This window comes from Kocuria sp. (assembly GCF_030538595.1).
Classification (GTDB): domain Bacteria; phylum Actinomycetota; class Actinomycetes; order Actinomycetales; family Micrococcaceae; genus Kocuria.
In genome coordinates, this window is record NZ_JAUNTS010000002.1 from 222,873 (window position 1) to 238,579 (window position 15,707).

A 15,707-nucleotide genomic window follows, 5' to 3' on the forward strand; every position below is an offset into this window, starting at 1 on the left:
TATGAGCTTAGTCACCTATCTGGTGGATGGTCCGCCGGCGTCGGCGTCGTCCCGGACTAATGACCGCGCGCCGCTCTCGTTGTGGATCCGACCAACACCGAGCCCTGGCCTGGTGATCGTTTGGCAGCGTCACCGACCGTTAACGTCCTGGCCATCATCGTGGCGCGCTGGGTCCGTCAGCATGTAATCCAGAATTGATCGCCACAATTTTGATGTTCCTTCATGAACTGGTTGCGCCCGTGCTATATTCATGCCTAAGAATGATCGTGCCCATGGAGGCACTCGGGGAGAGCGCATGGATGCGGCCGGATGGCTGCCTGTGGCTCAAGATTTCGCACTGGAGATACTTCGTGACCACTGACCAGCAAGCGGCTGGTATTTCCCGCCGCACCATCGCCAAGGGCGCAGCTTGGGCCGTTCCTGCCATCGCCGTGGCCACCGCAGCACCTGCGTACGCTGCTTCACCCGGTCACTGCTTCACGCAGAACTGGAGCCAGTACTCTGGTTCGGCTTCGGGCGCCACATACGTCCTTCGTTCATCATCTGGCCAGACGTTGAACATGACGGTGACCGCAACCCAAACTTCGGGGGTAGCTTCGTCGCGGAACATGACCATCGGATATCAAGGCATCGGAGGCAGCGGTGCCTCTGACACCATCTCTGGGATGAACGCATCGAATACTGGGCTGGTTCTCAACCATTTCTACCCAAACGCGTCAATGCGGGTTATGTTCACGTTTGACTCTCCTATTGTGAGTGCCAGTTTCCCTATTTACGACATCACTTACGACAGAAACACAATAAGTAATAATCAATATCAACATCAAGACGCTGTGACTTTCTCCAGCGGCACGGCAACCCTGTCCGGTAACACCACTAACATGAGTGCCACGTCAGGTCCGGCTGGGACAAGGTTCAACCGATCCGCCGAACTCAGGACCAACGGCGCCTCGCCCGGTGCAACCAACGTTTCGCTCACTAACATCACCGGCAGCTCTCTCACGATAACTTACGCTAACCTCTACACAGGTTCAACAGGGACGTGGGCCACACGAAATGCTGAATATATTGGTATTGGCAATATGACCATCTGCACCTGATCTTGACGAGAATTCCACCTGGAATGCACCCTCCCGGCGATATGATGCCGAATAGTTGAAGGATCAGACCAGCTCATGAACCAGCCTCACCCAGCAGCGGGCGTTTCCCGCCGCACCATCGCCAAGGGAGCGGCGTGGGCCGTTCCCGCCGTTGCCGTTTCCACTGCTGCACCCGCATACGCAGCCAGCCGTACGACCCTCACAACCAGCGTGTGCAGCTTGTTCTAAGGGAGTCATCCCCGCGGGCACCAGACTCACCTGGACAGTGAACTCTAGCCAAACCATGGGCGTTCCAACCACCAAGTACTCACAGAACAACTCCTGGAGTTTGTCGCTGTCGCCATCAAGCGGGTCTACTAGCACCATCACAGCAACACTTGTTTTCAATACCGACTACACCATCGGTAGCGGCACATGGTGCGCACCAGAGTTGATCTGGAACGACACTTTTACCATCCGTCCATTGACTCCCGTAACTGTGACATCGGGTGGGTCCGTGTCTACGGGCAACACTCTCAACACAGGCTCGCTCTCCTACACCCTGGCAAAGCGACACCCCAACAGCGTCAACCAGAGTGGTCGGTCCCCGCATGTCTACACTGCCCGCACTGGAGCACAGACCTGTTATCCGGCCATCGCATACTCGCGTGTTCTGAACTCCAACGGGACCGACAACGTAACGACCTACCCGGCTGGCGTCACGCCGCCTGGTAGCCGGTGCACCTGGGGTACCACCTCGTGCGCAAGTTCGGCGACGGGTCAGAGCAGCCCCGCAAACGTTGGCGGCGCAGCTTCCGGGCAGTACAACCAACCGGCGGTTTGCTGAACGTCTTGATCGATATGTGAATTGAGGCTCTGGATACCTGATCAGGTATCCAGAGCCTCAATTCACATATCAAGGACGGATCACCGTCTCGAGTGATGCGCCTCCAGCAGCGCATCCTCTTCCTCGGCATCCACCACGGCGTAAGTTCGTTTGATGCGTTTGGGGCGCATGATGTCTTTGAGGTGGGCGGGCATGTCGTCCACCATTTCCAGGCGGCGGACCACATCTTCTTCTGTCATGCCATCACCCTGGGGTACAAAGTTTCCGTCAGAGTCGTAATACCGAGACAGTTCATCTTCAATTTGGGTGGCATATTCGCGGTCCCACTGATCATTGCGGACCTTCTGCCGGGCGGAGTAGCCGTAGGCCACAAACACCAGCACGGAAAAGGCCTGCCACTGCAACGCATAGGACAAATTAGGGCCGTAATCCAGATCGGGCTGACTGAACGGTTCAGGCACATCAGCCGGCGTGGGGTTTTCGGTGATCATCTGACCGTAAGCGGAGGTGGTCAGGTCCCCGTCAGTCTGATCTGCCATGCCCTGGAGGTTGATGGAAGCTATTTGCCCCTGCGGTGACTGCCTACCCACATCTGATTCGCTGGGCTGCAGGCGTGCGGTGATGGTGACCTCACCAGAGGGGGGATCGGGGATTTCGGAGGGCTGTCCGTCCCCGGCCTCAGAGGTGGGAATCCACCCCCTGTCGATCACCACGGTGGTGCCATCAGATGCAGTGAAGGGCACCAACACCTCATACCCAATGACCCCGTCATGGACACGGTTACGCACCAGCACGGTTTCTTGCGGCAGATATTCTCCAACCATCTCCACGGGGCGCCACTGTTCATTCGGGTCAAAATCACTGAACTGGTTGGTGGCACCAGCGCCGGTGAGCGGGGCGGCGTCGTAATTGTTGACAATCAAGTCATTGCGAGCATTCACTGCCTCCGCGCGGGACATTTGCCATCCCCCCAAATAGAGGCACAGCGCAGCACCAATGCAGCACAGCAGGAACCAGGCGATCCAGCGCCCGGAGAGAAGAAACGAATAGGCCGCAATTCTGGCCTTCACAGCGGCAGCACGTCCTTGAGGAATCCGCGCATCCGCAAAAATTCAGCCAAATGCTCACGGTGGGCATTGCACGCTGTCCAGACTTTACGGCGCTCCGGCGCATGCACCTTGGGGTTGTTCCACTCCAGACGCCACTGCGCTGTGGCGGTGCAACCACGGCGGGAACACTGGACGGTGTCCGGGCCGCTGCTGTCCCGAGTATCCGCGGGTTGCCCTGGGGAGAGGGAACCCAAAAGATCGAATGACATGGGGGAGAACTACTCCTGATGTTGCGTGCGTACTTCAGCAATCGGGCACAACACCACTGGGGGCGTTCAGTGCCGCCTTCACCCTATCGCTGCCCGCTCCGGCCACCGATTCAGGACCACTGGCCCTCCACCACGGTGTCATCTGGAACCTCCTGGCTGTGGGCCCCGCTGGCTCCGCCACCCGGGCTGGATTCTGCGGACGGCGCTGCGTCGTCGTGATCATGAGGCCGGGCACTGAGCTCCGGCTGGAAGTCCGGGCTGACGTAATTGGACGTACGTTCTGACTTGTCAGCTCCGGCATTGGCAAGCAGTACGGCGGTCCAGGGCAGCAGCACCAGACCCACCACACAGGCCACCCGCCACCACAGGTTGTCCACCAGAACAAACCCAAAAAAGCAGGCCACGCGCAGGAACATCTGCACGCCGTACACCTTCATCCGCCGCCCCATGTCCACGGACAGCGCCTCCGGAGTGGAGGTGATCGAGTGCACTGTGTCCCGTTGGCGGCCCGTCCCGCGCTCACCGGAAGGCGACGACGACGACGGCGCGGCAGCTGCCTGCATCTGGGCCACATCCGCTTGCGTGAGGTATCGCTTGGCCAACTGACACCTCCCGACTGCTCGATCTGATTGCTTCCGGTCACCCACCCTCAGATGAAAGGGGGCACCCCAACAGATCATTGTGCACCGCCTATTCCACTCATCCAACTGTTGTGGACGCATAGGAGTGGGCTGCAACTGGAGCCTTCTTACAATCCCACCCAGCCGTGGTGGTTGGGCGTGCCCAAGGAATCACCAGGATTGTGCGGGTAGTCTGAGCCGGTCGTTGATGTGACCACCAGTTCACAAGCGCTGGTAGCCACACAGACAAGAGTTCTGACCTGACCGAAAGGCATCAATCTCCCATGGCAGTTGCAACTCCGGAAACCACCGAACCTCGCGTGGTCTTGGTGACGGGCGGTAATCGCGGCATCGGTAAGTGCATTGCGGAGGCCTTCCGCGCTCAGGGTGACCAGGTGATCGTCACCTACCGATCAGATGATGCCCCCAGCGGGGTGGACGCCGTGAAATGTGATGTCAGCTCCACCGAATCCGTGGAAGCCGCGTTCAAGGAGATCGAATCCACGTGGGGCCCAGTGGAGATCCTGGTGGCCAACGCCGGGATCACCAAGGACACCCTCCTGATGCGGATGAGTGAAGACGACTTCACCTCCGTGCTGGACACCAACCTGGTGGGTGCCTTCCGCGTGGCCAAACGAGCCACCAAGGGCTTCCTGAAACTCAAGCGCGGCCGCGTGATCTTCATTTCCTCCGTGGTGGGTGTGACCGGCGCCCCCGGACAGGCCAACTACGCAGCCTCCAAGGCAGGTCTGACCGGTATGGCACGCGCCATCACCCGTGAACTGGGTGCCCGGAATGTCACCGCCAACGTGGTGGCACCGGGGTACATCACCACGGACATGACCGCGGAGCTCCCGGAGGACGTCACGGCCAATTACATGACTTCCATCCCGGCATCACGCTTTGGCGAACCGGAAGAGGTGGCCAATGCGGTGCAGTGGCTGGCCTCCCCGGGCGCAGGTTACGTCAATGGAACCGTGATTCGCGTGGATGGCGGCTTGGGTATGGGGCTCTGAGGCCCTCATACCTGGCCGACAGCCCTTTGTTCGCTAGGGTTCAATCACCAGTCTTCACCTGAACCAGTCTTTGAGGAGCTGCCTCCATGAACGCTATTGCCGGCAAAACCGTTGTGATCACCGGATCCTCCCGCGGGGTGGGTGCGGACACCGCCAAGATCCTGGCTGGTGAAGGCGCCAACGTGGTGGTCAACTACCGTCAGAAGGCACCGCGGGCCAACAAGGTGGTCAAGGAGATTGAAGAGGCCGGCGGCAAGGCCATTGCCGTGGGCGCCGATCTGACTGACTCCGCTGCCGTGAAGGCGCTGTTTGATCAGGCCGTTGAGGCTTTCGGCTCCGTGGACGTGGTGATTCTCAATGCCTCCGGTGGCATGGAATCCGGCATGGGGGAGGACTACGCCATGCGCCTGAACCGCGACGCCCAAAATGATGCGCTGACCACCGCGTTGGAGTACCTGCCGCAGGGTGGCCGTGTGGTGTTCGTGACCAGCCACCAGGCGCACTTCATCCGGGAGGTGGAAACCATGGACGCCTACGTGGACGTGGCCACCTCCAAGCGCGCCGGTGAGGACCAGCTGACTTCTCGCATCCCGGAGATGACGGAAGCCGGAGTGGATTTTGTGGTGGTCTCCGGGGACATGATCGAAGGCACTGTCACGGCCACATTGCTCAACCGTGCACAGCCCGGGGCGCTGGAAGCCCGCCGGGAGGCTGCCGGCAAGCTGTTGTCCGTCAACGAATTCGCCACGGAGATCGCCAAGATGGTCTCCGCTGACGTGGAGACTGGTCACATTGAGTTGGCCGGTGGTTCCGGTGATTTCCCCGCCGACGGCGGTGCCGCTCAGCCCATGAACTGACCCTCGGCTGGGGCTCACGGTCTGTCCAGACCCCACCGCCTCGTTGAGACCCCACTAAAGCGTCGAGACGCCCCCCCCCGGCGGGGGGGGGGGTCTCGACGCTTTAGTGGGGTCTCAGAGGTCTGCGAAGAAGCGGATCGAATCCAAGTTGGGCAGATTGATCTGGGCGTCCGCTCGTTCGCGGACCACTGGCTTGCCATTGAAGGAAATACCAACGGCTGCCGCTGCCAGCATTTTGGCGTCATTGGCGCCGTCGCCCACGGCAATCACCTGGTCCAAGCCGACTCCATCTGCTGCCGCCCATTCGCGCAGCATCTTCTCCTTGACGGAGGCATCCACAATGTCGCCGACCACGCGGCCGGTGAGATGGCCGTCGTCGATCTCCAGCTGGTTGGCCAGGTAGTGGTCCAACCCCAGTTTTTGGGCCAGAGGCGCCAGGATTTGGTTGAAGCCTCCGGAGACCACGGCAACGGTGTGGCCCGCGCGGTGAAAGGTGTCCACCAGCACGCGCGCGCCCACACTGAGGCGCACCTGGGCCACGACCTCCTCCAACACGGACACCGGTAGTCCCTGCAGCACGGCTACGCGTTCACGCAGGGAAGCGGCAAAGTCCAGCTCACCGCGCATGGCGCGCTCCGTGACGGCAGCAACTTCCTCTTGCCTGCCAACGTGGGCAGCCAGGAGTTCAATGACTTCCTGCTGGATCAAGGTGGAGTCCACATCCATGATCAGCATTTTCTTGGCGTCCGGATCAAACAACTGGCCCGGGATGACATTGACGTCCACGCTGTGCCAGCGGAATCCGAGCGGATCCGGGCGGAGTCGGGACCGTAGCGCTGCCAGGTTTCCGTCGGTGACCCGCGCGGTCATGGCGGAGTATCCCGTGGCTTCGGATTCCTCACTGCCGCCCGAAGCGGTGGCGGTCACACGCACACGACCGTAAGACTCCACCGTGGCTCCGGAGTCCTCGACATCAGCCAGGATCTCTTCAACATCTTCTGGCTGCGGGGTTCGGGACAGTGCGATCACGGCGAGTTCGTCGGTCATGGCCGGGATTCTATCGCCCGAGCTGGCCGCAGCAGTACCTAGTGTTGCGTACAGCGAACACTGTGAGCAAACACACCGCGGTCCAGGGCACTACATCGCAATCCGCACCACGGCCAGCGATCCTGGCGTGGCTCAGACGCATGGCCCATTAGAGTTGAACGCATGAGCGCTGTTCTAACCATGACCAATGTTGATCTTGTCCGCGGCACCAAAAAGCTCCTGGACCAAGTGAACTGGTCTGTTCAGGACAGCGAGCGCTGGGTGGTGTTGGGGCCCAATGGTGCGGGGAAGTCCACGCTGCTCTCCATCGCGGCTGCTCGCCTGCATCCCACGCGCGGCGACGTTGAGATTCTGGATGAGAAATTGGGACGGGTGGACGTGTTTGAACTCCGCCCGCGTATTGGCTTGACCTCGGCGCCCCTGGCCGAGCAGATCCCGGCACGGGAGACGGTGTTCGATGCCGTTGTCACCGCCGCCTGGGGGGTGGCCGGACGGTGGCGTGAGCGTTACGACGCAGCAGATGAGGACCGCGCGCACCAACTCATCAAGGATTGGGACCTGCAAGGTCTGATTGATCGTAAGTTCGGCTCCCTGTCCTCCGGGGAGAAGAAGCGCGTTCTGATTGCCCGGGCGTTGATGACGGACCCGGAATTGCTGCTGCTGGATGAACCGGCCGCGGGCCTGGACGTTGCAGGCCGGGAGGACTTGGTGGAGCGCTTGGATCAGTTGGCGGTATCGGAAACGGCGCCCGCCGTCGTCATGGTCACGCACCATTTGGAGGAAGTGCCCGCGGGCTTCACCCATGCGCTGCTGATGCGCGACGGCGCCGTGGTGGCCGCAGGCCCGGTAGGGGATGTCATGACGCCCCCTGCGCTGTCCGAAACTTTTGGACTTCCGCTCAAACTGGTGCGCGTTGGCCACCGGTTTGCAGCCTTCCGCCAGGACTGAGGCGCTGCATCTGGCAGCAGCAGCACCTATTCACCAGGCACCGGCGTGAGTGCCGTGGCCTGCGATCTGGGAGCGTAGTTTGTGGAATGGCTCAGTGAGCTGGCGGCCAGCTTTCCGTTTGAATGGTGGCAAGTTGCCCTGATCCTGGTGGCCGGCCTCTGGGCCGGTTTGATCAACACCATTGTGGGTTCGGGCACTCTGGTCACTTTTCCCGTGCTGGTGACCATGGGGGTGCCGCCCGTGACGGCCACCATGTCCAATGCCATGGGGTTGATCGCTGGCAATCTGACCGGCGCGTGGGGGTATCGCAGCAAACTCAAAGGTGTGGAACGCACCCTGTTGAAGCTGATTCCCTGCTCGGTGGCGGGGGGTGTGCTGGGGGCAGCTTTGCTGATGCACCTGCCGGAGGATGTTTTTGGCTACGTCGCCCCCGTGCTGATTGTGGTGGCGTTGGGCTTTGTGGTGTTCCAGCCGCGGCTACAGGCCGTTGTACGGGCCCGGAAGGACGACCAGGCCCAACGCGCAGCCGCGGAGGCCGAATCCCGCGGTGAGCAGGTTCAACCCTTGGATCCCGACCGCGAATCTCAACCACTGAGTCTGTACGTGCTGGTTTTCGGAGCGGCGGTGTACGGCGGGTACTTTGTGGCGGCGCAAGGCGTTCTGCTGCTGGGCATTCTGGGGGTTTTTCTGATGGCCTCCATGCAGTCCGCCAACGCGGTCAAAACCGTTCTGGTGGCCGTGGTGAACATTGTGGCTGCGCTGTCCTACATCCTCTTTGCCTTTGACCGCATCAATTGGTGGGTTGTGGTGTTGATTGCCGTTTCCTCCACTGTGGGGTCTTGGATTGGCGCCAAAGTGGGGCAGCGACTTTCCCCGGTGGCGCTGCGGACGGTGATTGTGCTCCTGGGCGTGGTGGCGCTGGCCAACATGGTGCGGCAACTGTTCTGAGCAGCCACTTTTTCACGACGACTTTTCACAACGACGACGGAAGTGAGCCACCTTGGCCCAACCCATCCATCTGAGCGACCCGCACGATCCCCGCGTGGCGGATTACACGTCCCTTACGGATGTGGCGCTGCGGCGCAAGCTGGAGCCCGAGCGGGGCATGTACTTGGCGGAATCTTCCAAGGTGCTGCGCAGAGCCCTGGCCGCCGGGCACAAGCCGCGGTCTTTTTTCATGGCGGAGAAGTGGCTGGCGGAGTTGGCAGATGTGATCCAAGCCCATCCAGATGTGCCCGTGTACGTGGGAACTGACGATGTGTTGGAGGCCATCACCGGGTTTCACCTCCACAGGGGCGCCTTGGCTGCCATGCAGCGTCCCGCCGCCTCAGCCCTGGAGGATGTACTGGCCGGGGCCCGCCGCGTGACCATCATTGAGGACATTGTGGATCACACCAACGTGGGGGCAATTTTTCGCTCGGCGGCGGCCTTGGACGTGGATGCGGTTCTGGTGACTCCACGGTGTGCTGACCCGCTGTACCGCAGGGCCATCCGGGTGTCCATGGGCACGGTGTTCCAGGTTCCGTGGGTTCGACTGGACCACTGGACAGCCGACCTGCAACTGGTCAAGGACGCCGGATTCCTCACAGCCGCCATGGCCCTGCACGATGATTCGCTGAATGTGGACGAACTGGGATCCAGAGTCCGTGAGTCCGGGGAAAAACTGGCGCTGATCCTGGGCACGGAAGGCCAAGGTCTGGCAGCAGCCACCATCCATCATGCCGATGTGACGGTCAAGATTCCCATGTCTCACGGGGTGGATTCACTCAATGTGGCGGCCGCCTCCGCGGTCGCCTTTTGGGAAACCCGGCCGTGAGACATGGTGCCTCCGGGACGTCGTCGTGATGCTGCTTTTGACAGGGCTGTGACCAGCTGAACTCAGCTGGTCACAGCCCTGTCAGGTGCGATCATCTCTTGGAGCGGTAGATGAACGCGGCCATGGCGTCACGGTTGGTGGTGTTCATCGGCCGGTAGGTGCCATCCGGCCAGCCCGTGGTCACCCCGCGGGCAGCAAGCCAGTGGATTTCCCGGTAAAACTGCTGGCCGGGCCGAACGTCCGTGAAACGGGAGGTTGCCGGAGCAGAGTAGGCCGGGGAGCCTGCCAACCGGTAGAAGATTGCAGCGGTGGCGTCCCTGGTGACCTGGTTGTTGGGTTTGAAGGTGCCATCCGCCCAGCCGCGCATGATCCCGGCTGAACGAGCCCAGGTGATCTCCTTGTAGAAGGGGTGAGACGTGGAGATGTCGCTGTAGGGCGAACGTGCAGGCGGTGTGAAGGCCGGTGAACCGGACATACGGTAAGCCACGGCGGCCATGGCATCGCGGTCAATCTTGTTGAACGGGCGGAAAGTGCCGTCCGGCCAGCCGTTGAGATACCGGTTGTCCCGCACCCAGGTGATTTCGCGGACAAACTGGTTGCTGGGGGACACATCCCGGAATGGCCCGGCGGGTTTGACGGAGGCCACGGCCAAGTTGGGTGCCACTTGCAACGTACCCAGCTGGCCGGTGGAGGTGGACTTCAGCGTGCGCTCAATCTGATCCACGCTCAGCGCAGGATTGGCCTCTTTCATGAGAGCCACGGTGCCTGCCACAAACGGCGCCGCCATGGACGTCCCGTACTTGTACCCGTAGTTGGGAGTGCCGTAGGTGGTGCTGCCCGAGTTCATGGTGGAAACAATGGGGGCACCGTGAGTCCCGCCGGGGGCCAACACATCAACGGCGGGGCCCCAGTTGGAGTAGGAAGCGCGAGCGCCGTTCTGGTCCGCAGCGCCCACCACAATGGTTCTGGCGCAGTTGGCGGGGGGATAGTTGGCGGCATTTTGGTTGGCGTTGCCTGCCGAAACCACCACGGGGATGTTGCGGTTATAGGCGTAGTCAATGGCGCCCTGCATGGTGGCACTACATGACCCCAGCAGGTTCAAGGACATGTTGATCACGGTGGCGCGCGTGGGGGCGGTGGATCCATCAACGGTGGCGCCGGCAGCCCAACGAACACCAGCCACAATGTCTGATTCATAACCGTACGTGCAGGAACCCAGCACCCGTACAGGCATGATGCGGGCATCCCGTGCCACACCGGCCACGCCCAGTCCGTTGTTGGTGTTGGCTGCTGCAATACCTGCCACATGAGTACCGTGCCAGGTGGCATAACAGCTGGAGATATTGGGGCGATCACCTGGATCAGTGGGGTCGGTATCCCGGCCATCTCCATCAATGGCAAACGTGCCACCGTGATTGGTCACCATGTCACGGCCCTGTACCAGTTTGCCGTCAAGATCTGGATGCCGGGTGATGCCGGTGTCCACCACCGCGATCACCTGGCCACGGCCCGTGGCCCCTGACCATGCCGCCGGAACGTTACGTCCCAACACGTTGTACTGCTGCCGCAAGAGTGGATCATTGGTGGCTGCGGCCACCGCCAGACGGTCCGGTTCGGCGTACTCCACCCGCGGATCGGCTTCAAGTTCGCTGATCAGCTCATCCTGAGTGCCAACGTCCAAGGTCTCGGTAAAGGCCATCACGTCCGTACCGTCATCCAAGGTGTTGATGTTCTCCGGAGTCTGGGCCGCGCTCACCCCGGCTTCCTCCGCTACACCGGCAGATTCCGCGGCTTCTGCCACCACGGCCTCTTTGGCCCCGGTGTCTGTGGCAGGTTCCGTGAACTTGATCATGAGCCGGTCGGTGTCCAGCGTCAGATCATGTGGAGAAGCCGGCCCTTGGACGTCTGTGGCCTCCTGTTGGACTGCTTCAATGGCAGACGATGCCTGTGCCTCTGTGATCCCACCATCGCCCGGTTCCACGGCAGCCTCTACCGGCTCCACGGGATCGGTGGCATGGGCTGGGTTGATAACGGTCAAAGGGGCCGCCAACAGGGCCACTGTGAGGCCGATGGTGGCTCCGGGGCGTAAAACGGCGTGTTTGAGCCGGGAAACAGATGGCATGGGGGTGCATCCTTGGGTGGTGAGGGGGACAGGGACCGGGGGAAGTCCGACTGACTAATGTAATTTCAATCAGCACGGACCACTCTACGAAAAATTGGTGCGCTGCGCAGAAGTTGCCCTTGTCCCGGTGTGATCTTTGCCGCTCACTTCCGTGAGTACCCGGGCCGTCGTCGTGCTCCCACCTGCGGTCCGCATTCGCCCTCAATTGGTACGCAAAAGACCAAGAATCGTCTCGATCAGTGGCGATTTGCGTACCAACTCAGACCAGCTGCGTCGGATTCCATCATCTACGCTCCCAGAACCAGACCCCACAACCACATGTCGCACTTTCACCTAGAACCCCGGGGTACCACGCAGGCGCCAGCGATTTGTGTAAGATGTCCCGTTGGTGTCCTGTGAGGCACCCGCAACCCAGCGTCATCGTGCCTGGCAAAATCCAGTCACCCAAGAGCCAAGGACTATTGCTCATGAAGAACGATATTCACCCGGATTACCACCCGGTCCTGTTCCGCGATCTGGCATCCGGCAAGACCTTCTTGACCCGCTCCACCGCCACCTCGGAGAAGACCGAGACCTGGGAGGACGGCAACGAATACCCCCTGATCGAGGTTGAGATCTCCTCCGAGTCTCACCCGTTCTACACCGGCAAACAGCGGATCATGGACTCCGCCGGCCGCGTGGAGCGCTTCAACGCTCGTTTCAAGAACTTCGGCAAGCCCTCCAACTGACACCCGGGTGATGCCACACCAGCAGTCCCGGTGATGGCCACGTCCTCACCGGGTAGCCAGTAGGCCAGCCCACGACGGCGGTTGCCTCCACATGTGATGGAGGCAACCGCCGTCGTCGTTGGGGTTGTTGGGTGTGGGCGCGGTGCCCGGACAGCGGGAGACCACCGGGGGATCACCAAGCTCACATCAGGGAGCAGCAGGGTGCCATAGACTTGCGGCGATGTTCCCCCCACGTCCTAGCTATCCCCTGTCCGCTCCGCACCGCGTCTGTCTGACTGCAGTGGGGTTGGTGGCTGCTTTGGTGGTGGCTGGCTGTTCCGATGACTCCAGCGGCCCGCAGGCACAAGGCACGGAAGCGGCCACACCGCAGCCCTCCGACCCCTGGCCAATGTCTGCCCCGCCGGATGACCCCCTTGCTTGGATTGCGGATCAACGCCAGCAGCCCCCTGAACCAAGTGCTACACCCACCGGGACGTCCACGGCCGCTGGTGAACCGGACCTGACCGTGGGAGTTGGTGGGTCAGACACCGGGTTTGCATACGCGGCAGCCGGTGCGGGCATTTCTTTTGAGGCCACCGATCTCTCCGACGAACGCCTCAGCGCCGACAACCCGGACCTGGTGCGGATTCTGTCCCAGATGGAGCAGCCCACCCTGCGCTTTGGTGGGAATTCGGTGGACCGCCGGTTCTTTTTCACGGACTCGCAAGAGGCCACCCCCACGGACTGGCCGCTGCGCCCGGGGGAGCGCATCACCACCGTGACTCCGGATGATCTGCAGCGTTTGGCGGGCCTGGCCGAGGCCACGGACGCTCAGGTGATCCTGAGTGTGAACCTGGCCGCAGATGATCCGCAGCGGGCAGCAACCATGGTGCGCTACGCCCACGATGCCCTGGGGGAGCGCCTGGTGGGAGTGATGATCGGCAATGAGCCCAACGGCTACGCACTGGGAGCCAACAACCCGCTGAGCATCAAGGACTCCTCCTGGGACACGGAAGCCTTTCAGAAGAACTGGGAGGAGTATGTCACCGCCATTCGCCAGGACGTCCCAGACATTCGCGTGGTGGGCCCCGGTGCTTACGACGCCGAATGGTGGCGCACCGTGACCGAATCAGGGGTGGCCAACACCACCCTGGCCGTCCATCAGTACCCGCTGTCCGAGTGCGGAGACCCGCAAGATACGGGCTACCAGGAGGGCAGCGCCCCCACCATTGAGAACACCCTGGCCTCCGAAACGCGACAGCGAGTGGATCAGCTACTGGGTCGGGCTGTGGAGATGGCTGATCAAGCACAGATGGACACCTGGGTCACGGAAACCTCCGCGTCCTCCTGCTCTGGTTCCAACGACCTCACGGAGACCCTGGCTGCCGGGCTTTACACCGCCGATTACGTGTTGCGTGCCCAGAGTTTGGGTGTGGATCGCGTGGACTTTCATTCGTCCTTGCTGCCTTGCAAGGGAGGTCCGCCCATGTCCGTGGTGTGCTCCTCCGGGACTTTGCAGAATCCTGGCTCAGCCTTTGTACCGCGTACCAACGGCCTGGCGCTGGCCACCGTGGGTACCCTGCCCGCCGGACAGTTCCACACCACCACCATCACTGAAGGTGATGCCACGGCTCTCCCCGGTGCACAGGGACAGGACGTGGTCAGCTATGCAATCGCCCACCCTGACGGCACCATGTCCATTGTGCTGATCGACTTCCGTGACCCGGCCGATTCCGCGGCACAGCAGGTGCGGTTGAATCTGCCGAATGAGATCAAAAGTGCTGCCCGAACCACCTTTGGCGGCACGGATTTACGGCAGAACTACCCTGAGACCTCCCTGTTCGATGGCCAGGGTTCGGGAGCAGGCCAGGGTGCAGGAGCGGGCCAGGGTGCAGGAGCGGGCCAGGGCGCGGGAACCGCCACCCCGGGTGAGGGCCCCACAACAGCGGACGCAGATGGGGTGGCCATGGATGTTCGGGGTGCCACCGCCGAGGTGGCCGCCGGACGGCCCTCCGTGGATGGTTACGGCCTTCCGTTGCTCCCGCCGCGACTACAGACCGAAGTCAGCGGCGTGTCAGAGGGTGACAGGGTGATGGACACGCTCATAGCGCCCGGTTCGGTGACGGTGATTTCCACTCAGCCTTTATGATGAAACAATCTTTCAACGGTGCCACCGTGTCCTCCCAAGGGCGGACGGTTCCCCGTTGGTGCCAGTTTCCATCCCAGCATCCACAAGGACGTGCCCATGGCTCGCGACATCCAAGATGATCTGTTCGGCGAATCCCAGCCAGATTCGGCGGCTGCTCCAGAGCGGCGCAAGGGCCGGGGCCGTAAAGTCCTGCTGGGGTTTCTGATCTTCTTCTTGGTGCTGGTGGTTGGTGTGGTGGCCGCGATCTTCATCTACATCAACTCGTTGAGCCGCAGCTATGACAACAACGTCACCTCCGTGCCTTCTGCATCTGCCTTCCCAGAGGGCGACCGCCCGGAGGACACGGACAGCACCACCATTCTGCTGCTCGGTTCAGACAAGCGTCCCGAAGGTGGGGGAGAGCTGGGCCGGGAGGGCGAACGTGCCGATTCGATTATGTTGCTCAACATTCCCGCCGGTGGTGGTGAGGTTTATGTCATGTCCGTCATGCGTGACACCTGGGTGGACATCCCGGGCGTGGGACAAGGCAAGATCAACTCCGCTTTCCAGAACGGTGGGATGCCGTTGATGGTGGAGACCCTGGAGAGCTACTTTGGCACTCATATTGATGAAGTGATGGAAGTGGACTTTGCCGGTTTCCAAGGTGTCACCGATGCCTTGGGCGGTGTGACGGTAGATGTCCCGGAGTCCTTCACCACCAGAGAAGGTGTTGAGTTCACCGCCGGTCCCACGGAGATGGACGGCGAAACCGCCTTGGCCTTTGTGCGGGAGCGTTACGCCTTCACGGACAGCGACTACACCCGCGTGGAGAATCAACGGGCCTACATTCGTGCGGTCCTCAACCGTTTCCTGCAACCGTCCACGTTGGCCAATCCCGGCAAGATCTCAGACATTGTGGAGACCATTTCTCCGTACTTGACGGTCTCTGAGGGTCTTGATTCCGGTTACATCCGTGGTTTGGTGCCGGAGCTGGTGGGCACCACCAATTCGGATATTCACATGTTCACGGTTCCCACAAACGGCATTGGTACCTCCGCTGATGGCCAGTCCATTGTGTTGCCGAACGAACAAGCCATGCAGGAAGCCGGGGCAGCCATCAACAACGGCACGCTCGATGAGTATTACGCTCAGTACGGCAACGACGACGGGAGCGGCCTGTAGCGGCTGCGGCACCGGGTTCA

At 61.5% G+C, this 15,707-nt stretch carries 14 protein-coding genes; 9 read left to right on the forward strand and 5 right to left on the reverse strand.

What is annotated here, in order from left to right; translation table 11 throughout:
• The first annotated feature begins 350 nt into the window (after window positions 1-350).
• Window positions 351-1,100, forward strand: a complete 750-nt coding sequence (locus Q4G32_RS03270; RefSeq protein ID WP_303349217.1) for a hypothetical protein — start codon at window positions 351-353, stop codon at window positions 1,098-1,100.
• Window positions 1,101-2,006: 906 nt separating this feature from the next.
• Here the strand turns inward: Q4G32_RS03270 and Q4G32_RS03275 are convergent.
• The 3 genes from Q4G32_RS03275 to Q4G32_RS03285 all read right to left on the reverse strand — a co-directional run bounded on the left by Q4G32_RS03275 (window position 2,007) and on the right by Q4G32_RS03285 (window position 3,846).
• On the reverse strand, window positions 2,007-2,996 hold the full coding sequence (locus tag Q4G32_RS03275; RefSeq protein WP_303349218.1) for an SURF1 family cytochrome oxidase biogenesis protein: 990 nt from the start codon (window positions 2,994-2,996) through the stop codon (window positions 2,007-2,009).
• Window positions 2,993-3,244 carry a hypothetical protein gene (locus tag Q4G32_RS03280; RefSeq protein WP_303349219.1) on the reverse strand — a complete coding sequence of 84 codons (252 nt, stop codon included), beginning with the start codon at window positions 3,242-3,244 and terminating at the stop codon, window positions 2,993-2,995. The genes Q4G32_RS03275 and Q4G32_RS03280 overlap by 4 nt, the downstream gene beginning before the upstream one ends.
• 110 nt (window positions 3,245-3,354) lie before the next feature.
• Window positions 3,355-3,846: a DUF3099 domain-containing protein gene (locus Q4G32_RS03285; RefSeq protein WP_303349220.1), complete on the reverse strand. Its 492-nt coding sequence runs from the start codon at window positions 3,844-3,846 to the stop codon at window positions 3,355-3,357.
• Between the two features lie 302 nt (window positions 3,847-4,148).
• Here Q4G32_RS03285 and fabG point away from each other — a divergent pair, with 302 nt between their 5' ends.
• Together fabG and Q4G32_RS03295 are read left to right on the forward strand one after the other, a co-directional pair.
• Complete coding sequence (gene fabG, locus Q4G32_RS03290; protein WP_303349221.1) at window positions 4,149-4,880, forward strand: 3-oxoacyl-ACP reductase FabG; 732 nt, start codon at window positions 4,149-4,151, stop codon at window positions 4,878-4,880.
• An 86-nt stretch (window positions 4,881-4,966) separates the two neighbouring features.
• Entirely contained in the window at window positions 4,967-5,737 is a 771-nt protein-coding gene (locus tag Q4G32_RS03295; protein ID WP_303349222.1) for an SDR family oxidoreductase, read from the forward strand.
• Window positions 5,738-5,851: 114 nt separating this feature from the next.
• On the opposite strand, the gene serB is transcribed toward Q4G32_RS03295, so the two are convergent.
• A complete protein-coding gene (gene serB, locus Q4G32_RS03300; RefSeq protein WP_303349223.1) occupies window positions 5,852-6,784 on the reverse strand; it encodes a phosphoserine phosphatase SerB in 933 nt (310 codons plus the stop codon).
• 162 nt (window positions 6,785-6,946) lie between these two features.
• On the opposite strand from serB, the gene Q4G32_RS03305 reads away from it, so the two are divergent.
• The 3 genes from Q4G32_RS03305 (at window position 6,947) to Q4G32_RS03315 (ending at window position 9,548) form a co-directional block, all read left to right on the forward strand.
• Complete coding sequence (locus tag Q4G32_RS03305; RefSeq protein ID WP_303349224.1) at window positions 6,947-7,732, forward strand: ABC transporter ATP-binding protein; 786 nt, start codon at window positions 6,947-6,949, stop codon at window positions 7,730-7,732.
• 81 nt (window positions 7,733-7,813) lie between these two features.
• The gene (locus Q4G32_RS03310; RefSeq protein ID WP_303349225.1) at window positions 7,814-8,680 is read left to right on the forward strand and encodes a sulfite exporter TauE/SafE family protein; all 867 of its coding nucleotides are present in this window, start codon (window positions 7,814-7,816) and stop codon (window positions 8,678-8,680) included.
• A 52-nt stretch (window positions 8,681-8,732) separates the two neighbouring features.
• Entirely contained in the window at window positions 8,733-9,548 is an 816-nt protein-coding gene (locus Q4G32_RS03315; protein ID WP_303349226.1) for a TrmH family RNA methyltransferase, read from the forward strand.
• A 91-nt stretch (window positions 9,549-9,639) separates the two neighbouring features.
• Here Q4G32_RS03315 and Q4G32_RS03320 read toward each other — a convergent pair whose 3' ends face one another.
• Window positions 9,640-11,670, reverse strand: a complete 2,031-nt coding sequence (locus Q4G32_RS03320; RefSeq protein ID WP_303349227.1) for a S8 family serine peptidase — start codon at window positions 11,668-11,670, stop codon at window positions 9,640-9,642.
• Between the two features lie 467 nt (window positions 11,671-12,137).
• On the opposite strand from Q4G32_RS03320, the gene Q4G32_RS03325 reads away from it, so the two are divergent.
• From Q4G32_RS03325 to Q4G32_RS03335, 3 genes are all read left to right on the forward strand, one after another.
• On the forward strand, window positions 12,138-12,398 hold the full coding sequence (locus Q4G32_RS03325; RefSeq protein WP_303349228.1) for a type B 50S ribosomal protein L31: 261 nt from the start codon (window positions 12,138-12,140) through the stop codon (window positions 12,396-12,398).
• Between the two features lie 220 nt (window positions 12,399-12,618).
• Window positions 12,619-14,526 (forward strand): hypothetical protein, encoded by a 1,908-nt coding sequence (locus Q4G32_RS03330; RefSeq protein WP_303349229.1) that lies wholly within the window; start codon window positions 12,619-12,621, stop codon window positions 14,524-14,526.
• 96 nt (window positions 14,527-14,622) lie between these two features.
• Window positions 14,623-15,687 carry an LCP family protein gene (locus Q4G32_RS03335; protein WP_303349230.1) on the forward strand — a complete coding sequence of 355 codons (1,065 nt, stop codon included), beginning with the start codon at window positions 14,623-14,625 and terminating at the stop codon, window positions 15,685-15,687.
• Window positions 15,688-15,707: the final 20 nt, after the last annotated feature.

What these genes read in the sequence shown, in the direction of transcription:
- Q4G32_RS03280 (WP_303349219.1), bottom strand. Translation starts at nt 3,244, where the DNA reads ATGTCATTCGATCTTTTGGGTTCCCTCTCCCCAGGGCAACCCGCGGAT.
- fabG (WP_303349221.1), top strand. Translation starts at nt 4,149, where the DNA reads ATGGCAGTTGCAACTCCGGAAACCACCGAACCTCGCGTGGTCTTGGTG.
- Q4G32_RS03295 (WP_303349222.1), top strand. Translation starts at nt 4,967, where the DNA reads ATGAACGCTATTGCCGGCAAAACCGTTGTGATCACCGGATCCTCCCGC.
- serB (WP_303349223.1), bottom strand. Translation starts at nt 6,784, where the DNA reads ATGACCGACGAACTCGCCGTGATCGCACTGTCCCGAACCCCGCAGCCA.
- Q4G32_RS03305 (WP_303349224.1), top strand. Translation starts at nt 6,947, where the DNA reads ATGAGCGCTGTTCTAACCATGACCAATGTTGATCTTGTCCGCGGCACC.
- Q4G32_RS03320 (WP_303349227.1), bottom strand. Translation starts at nt 11,670, where the DNA reads ATGCCATCTGTTTCCCGGCTCAAACACGCCGTTTTACGCCCCGGAGCC.
- Q4G32_RS03325 (WP_303349228.1), top strand. Translation starts at nt 12,138, where the DNA reads ATGAAGAACGATATTCACCCGGATTACCACCCGGTCCTGTTCCGCGAT.
- Q4G32_RS03330 (WP_303349229.1), top strand. Translation starts at nt 12,619, where the DNA reads ATGTTCCCCCCACGTCCTAGCTATCCCCTGTCCGCTCCGCACCGCGTC.
- Q4G32_RS03335 (WP_303349230.1), top strand. Translation starts at nt 14,623, where the DNA reads ATGGCTCGCGACATCCAAGATGATCTGTTCGGCGAATCCCAGCCAGAT.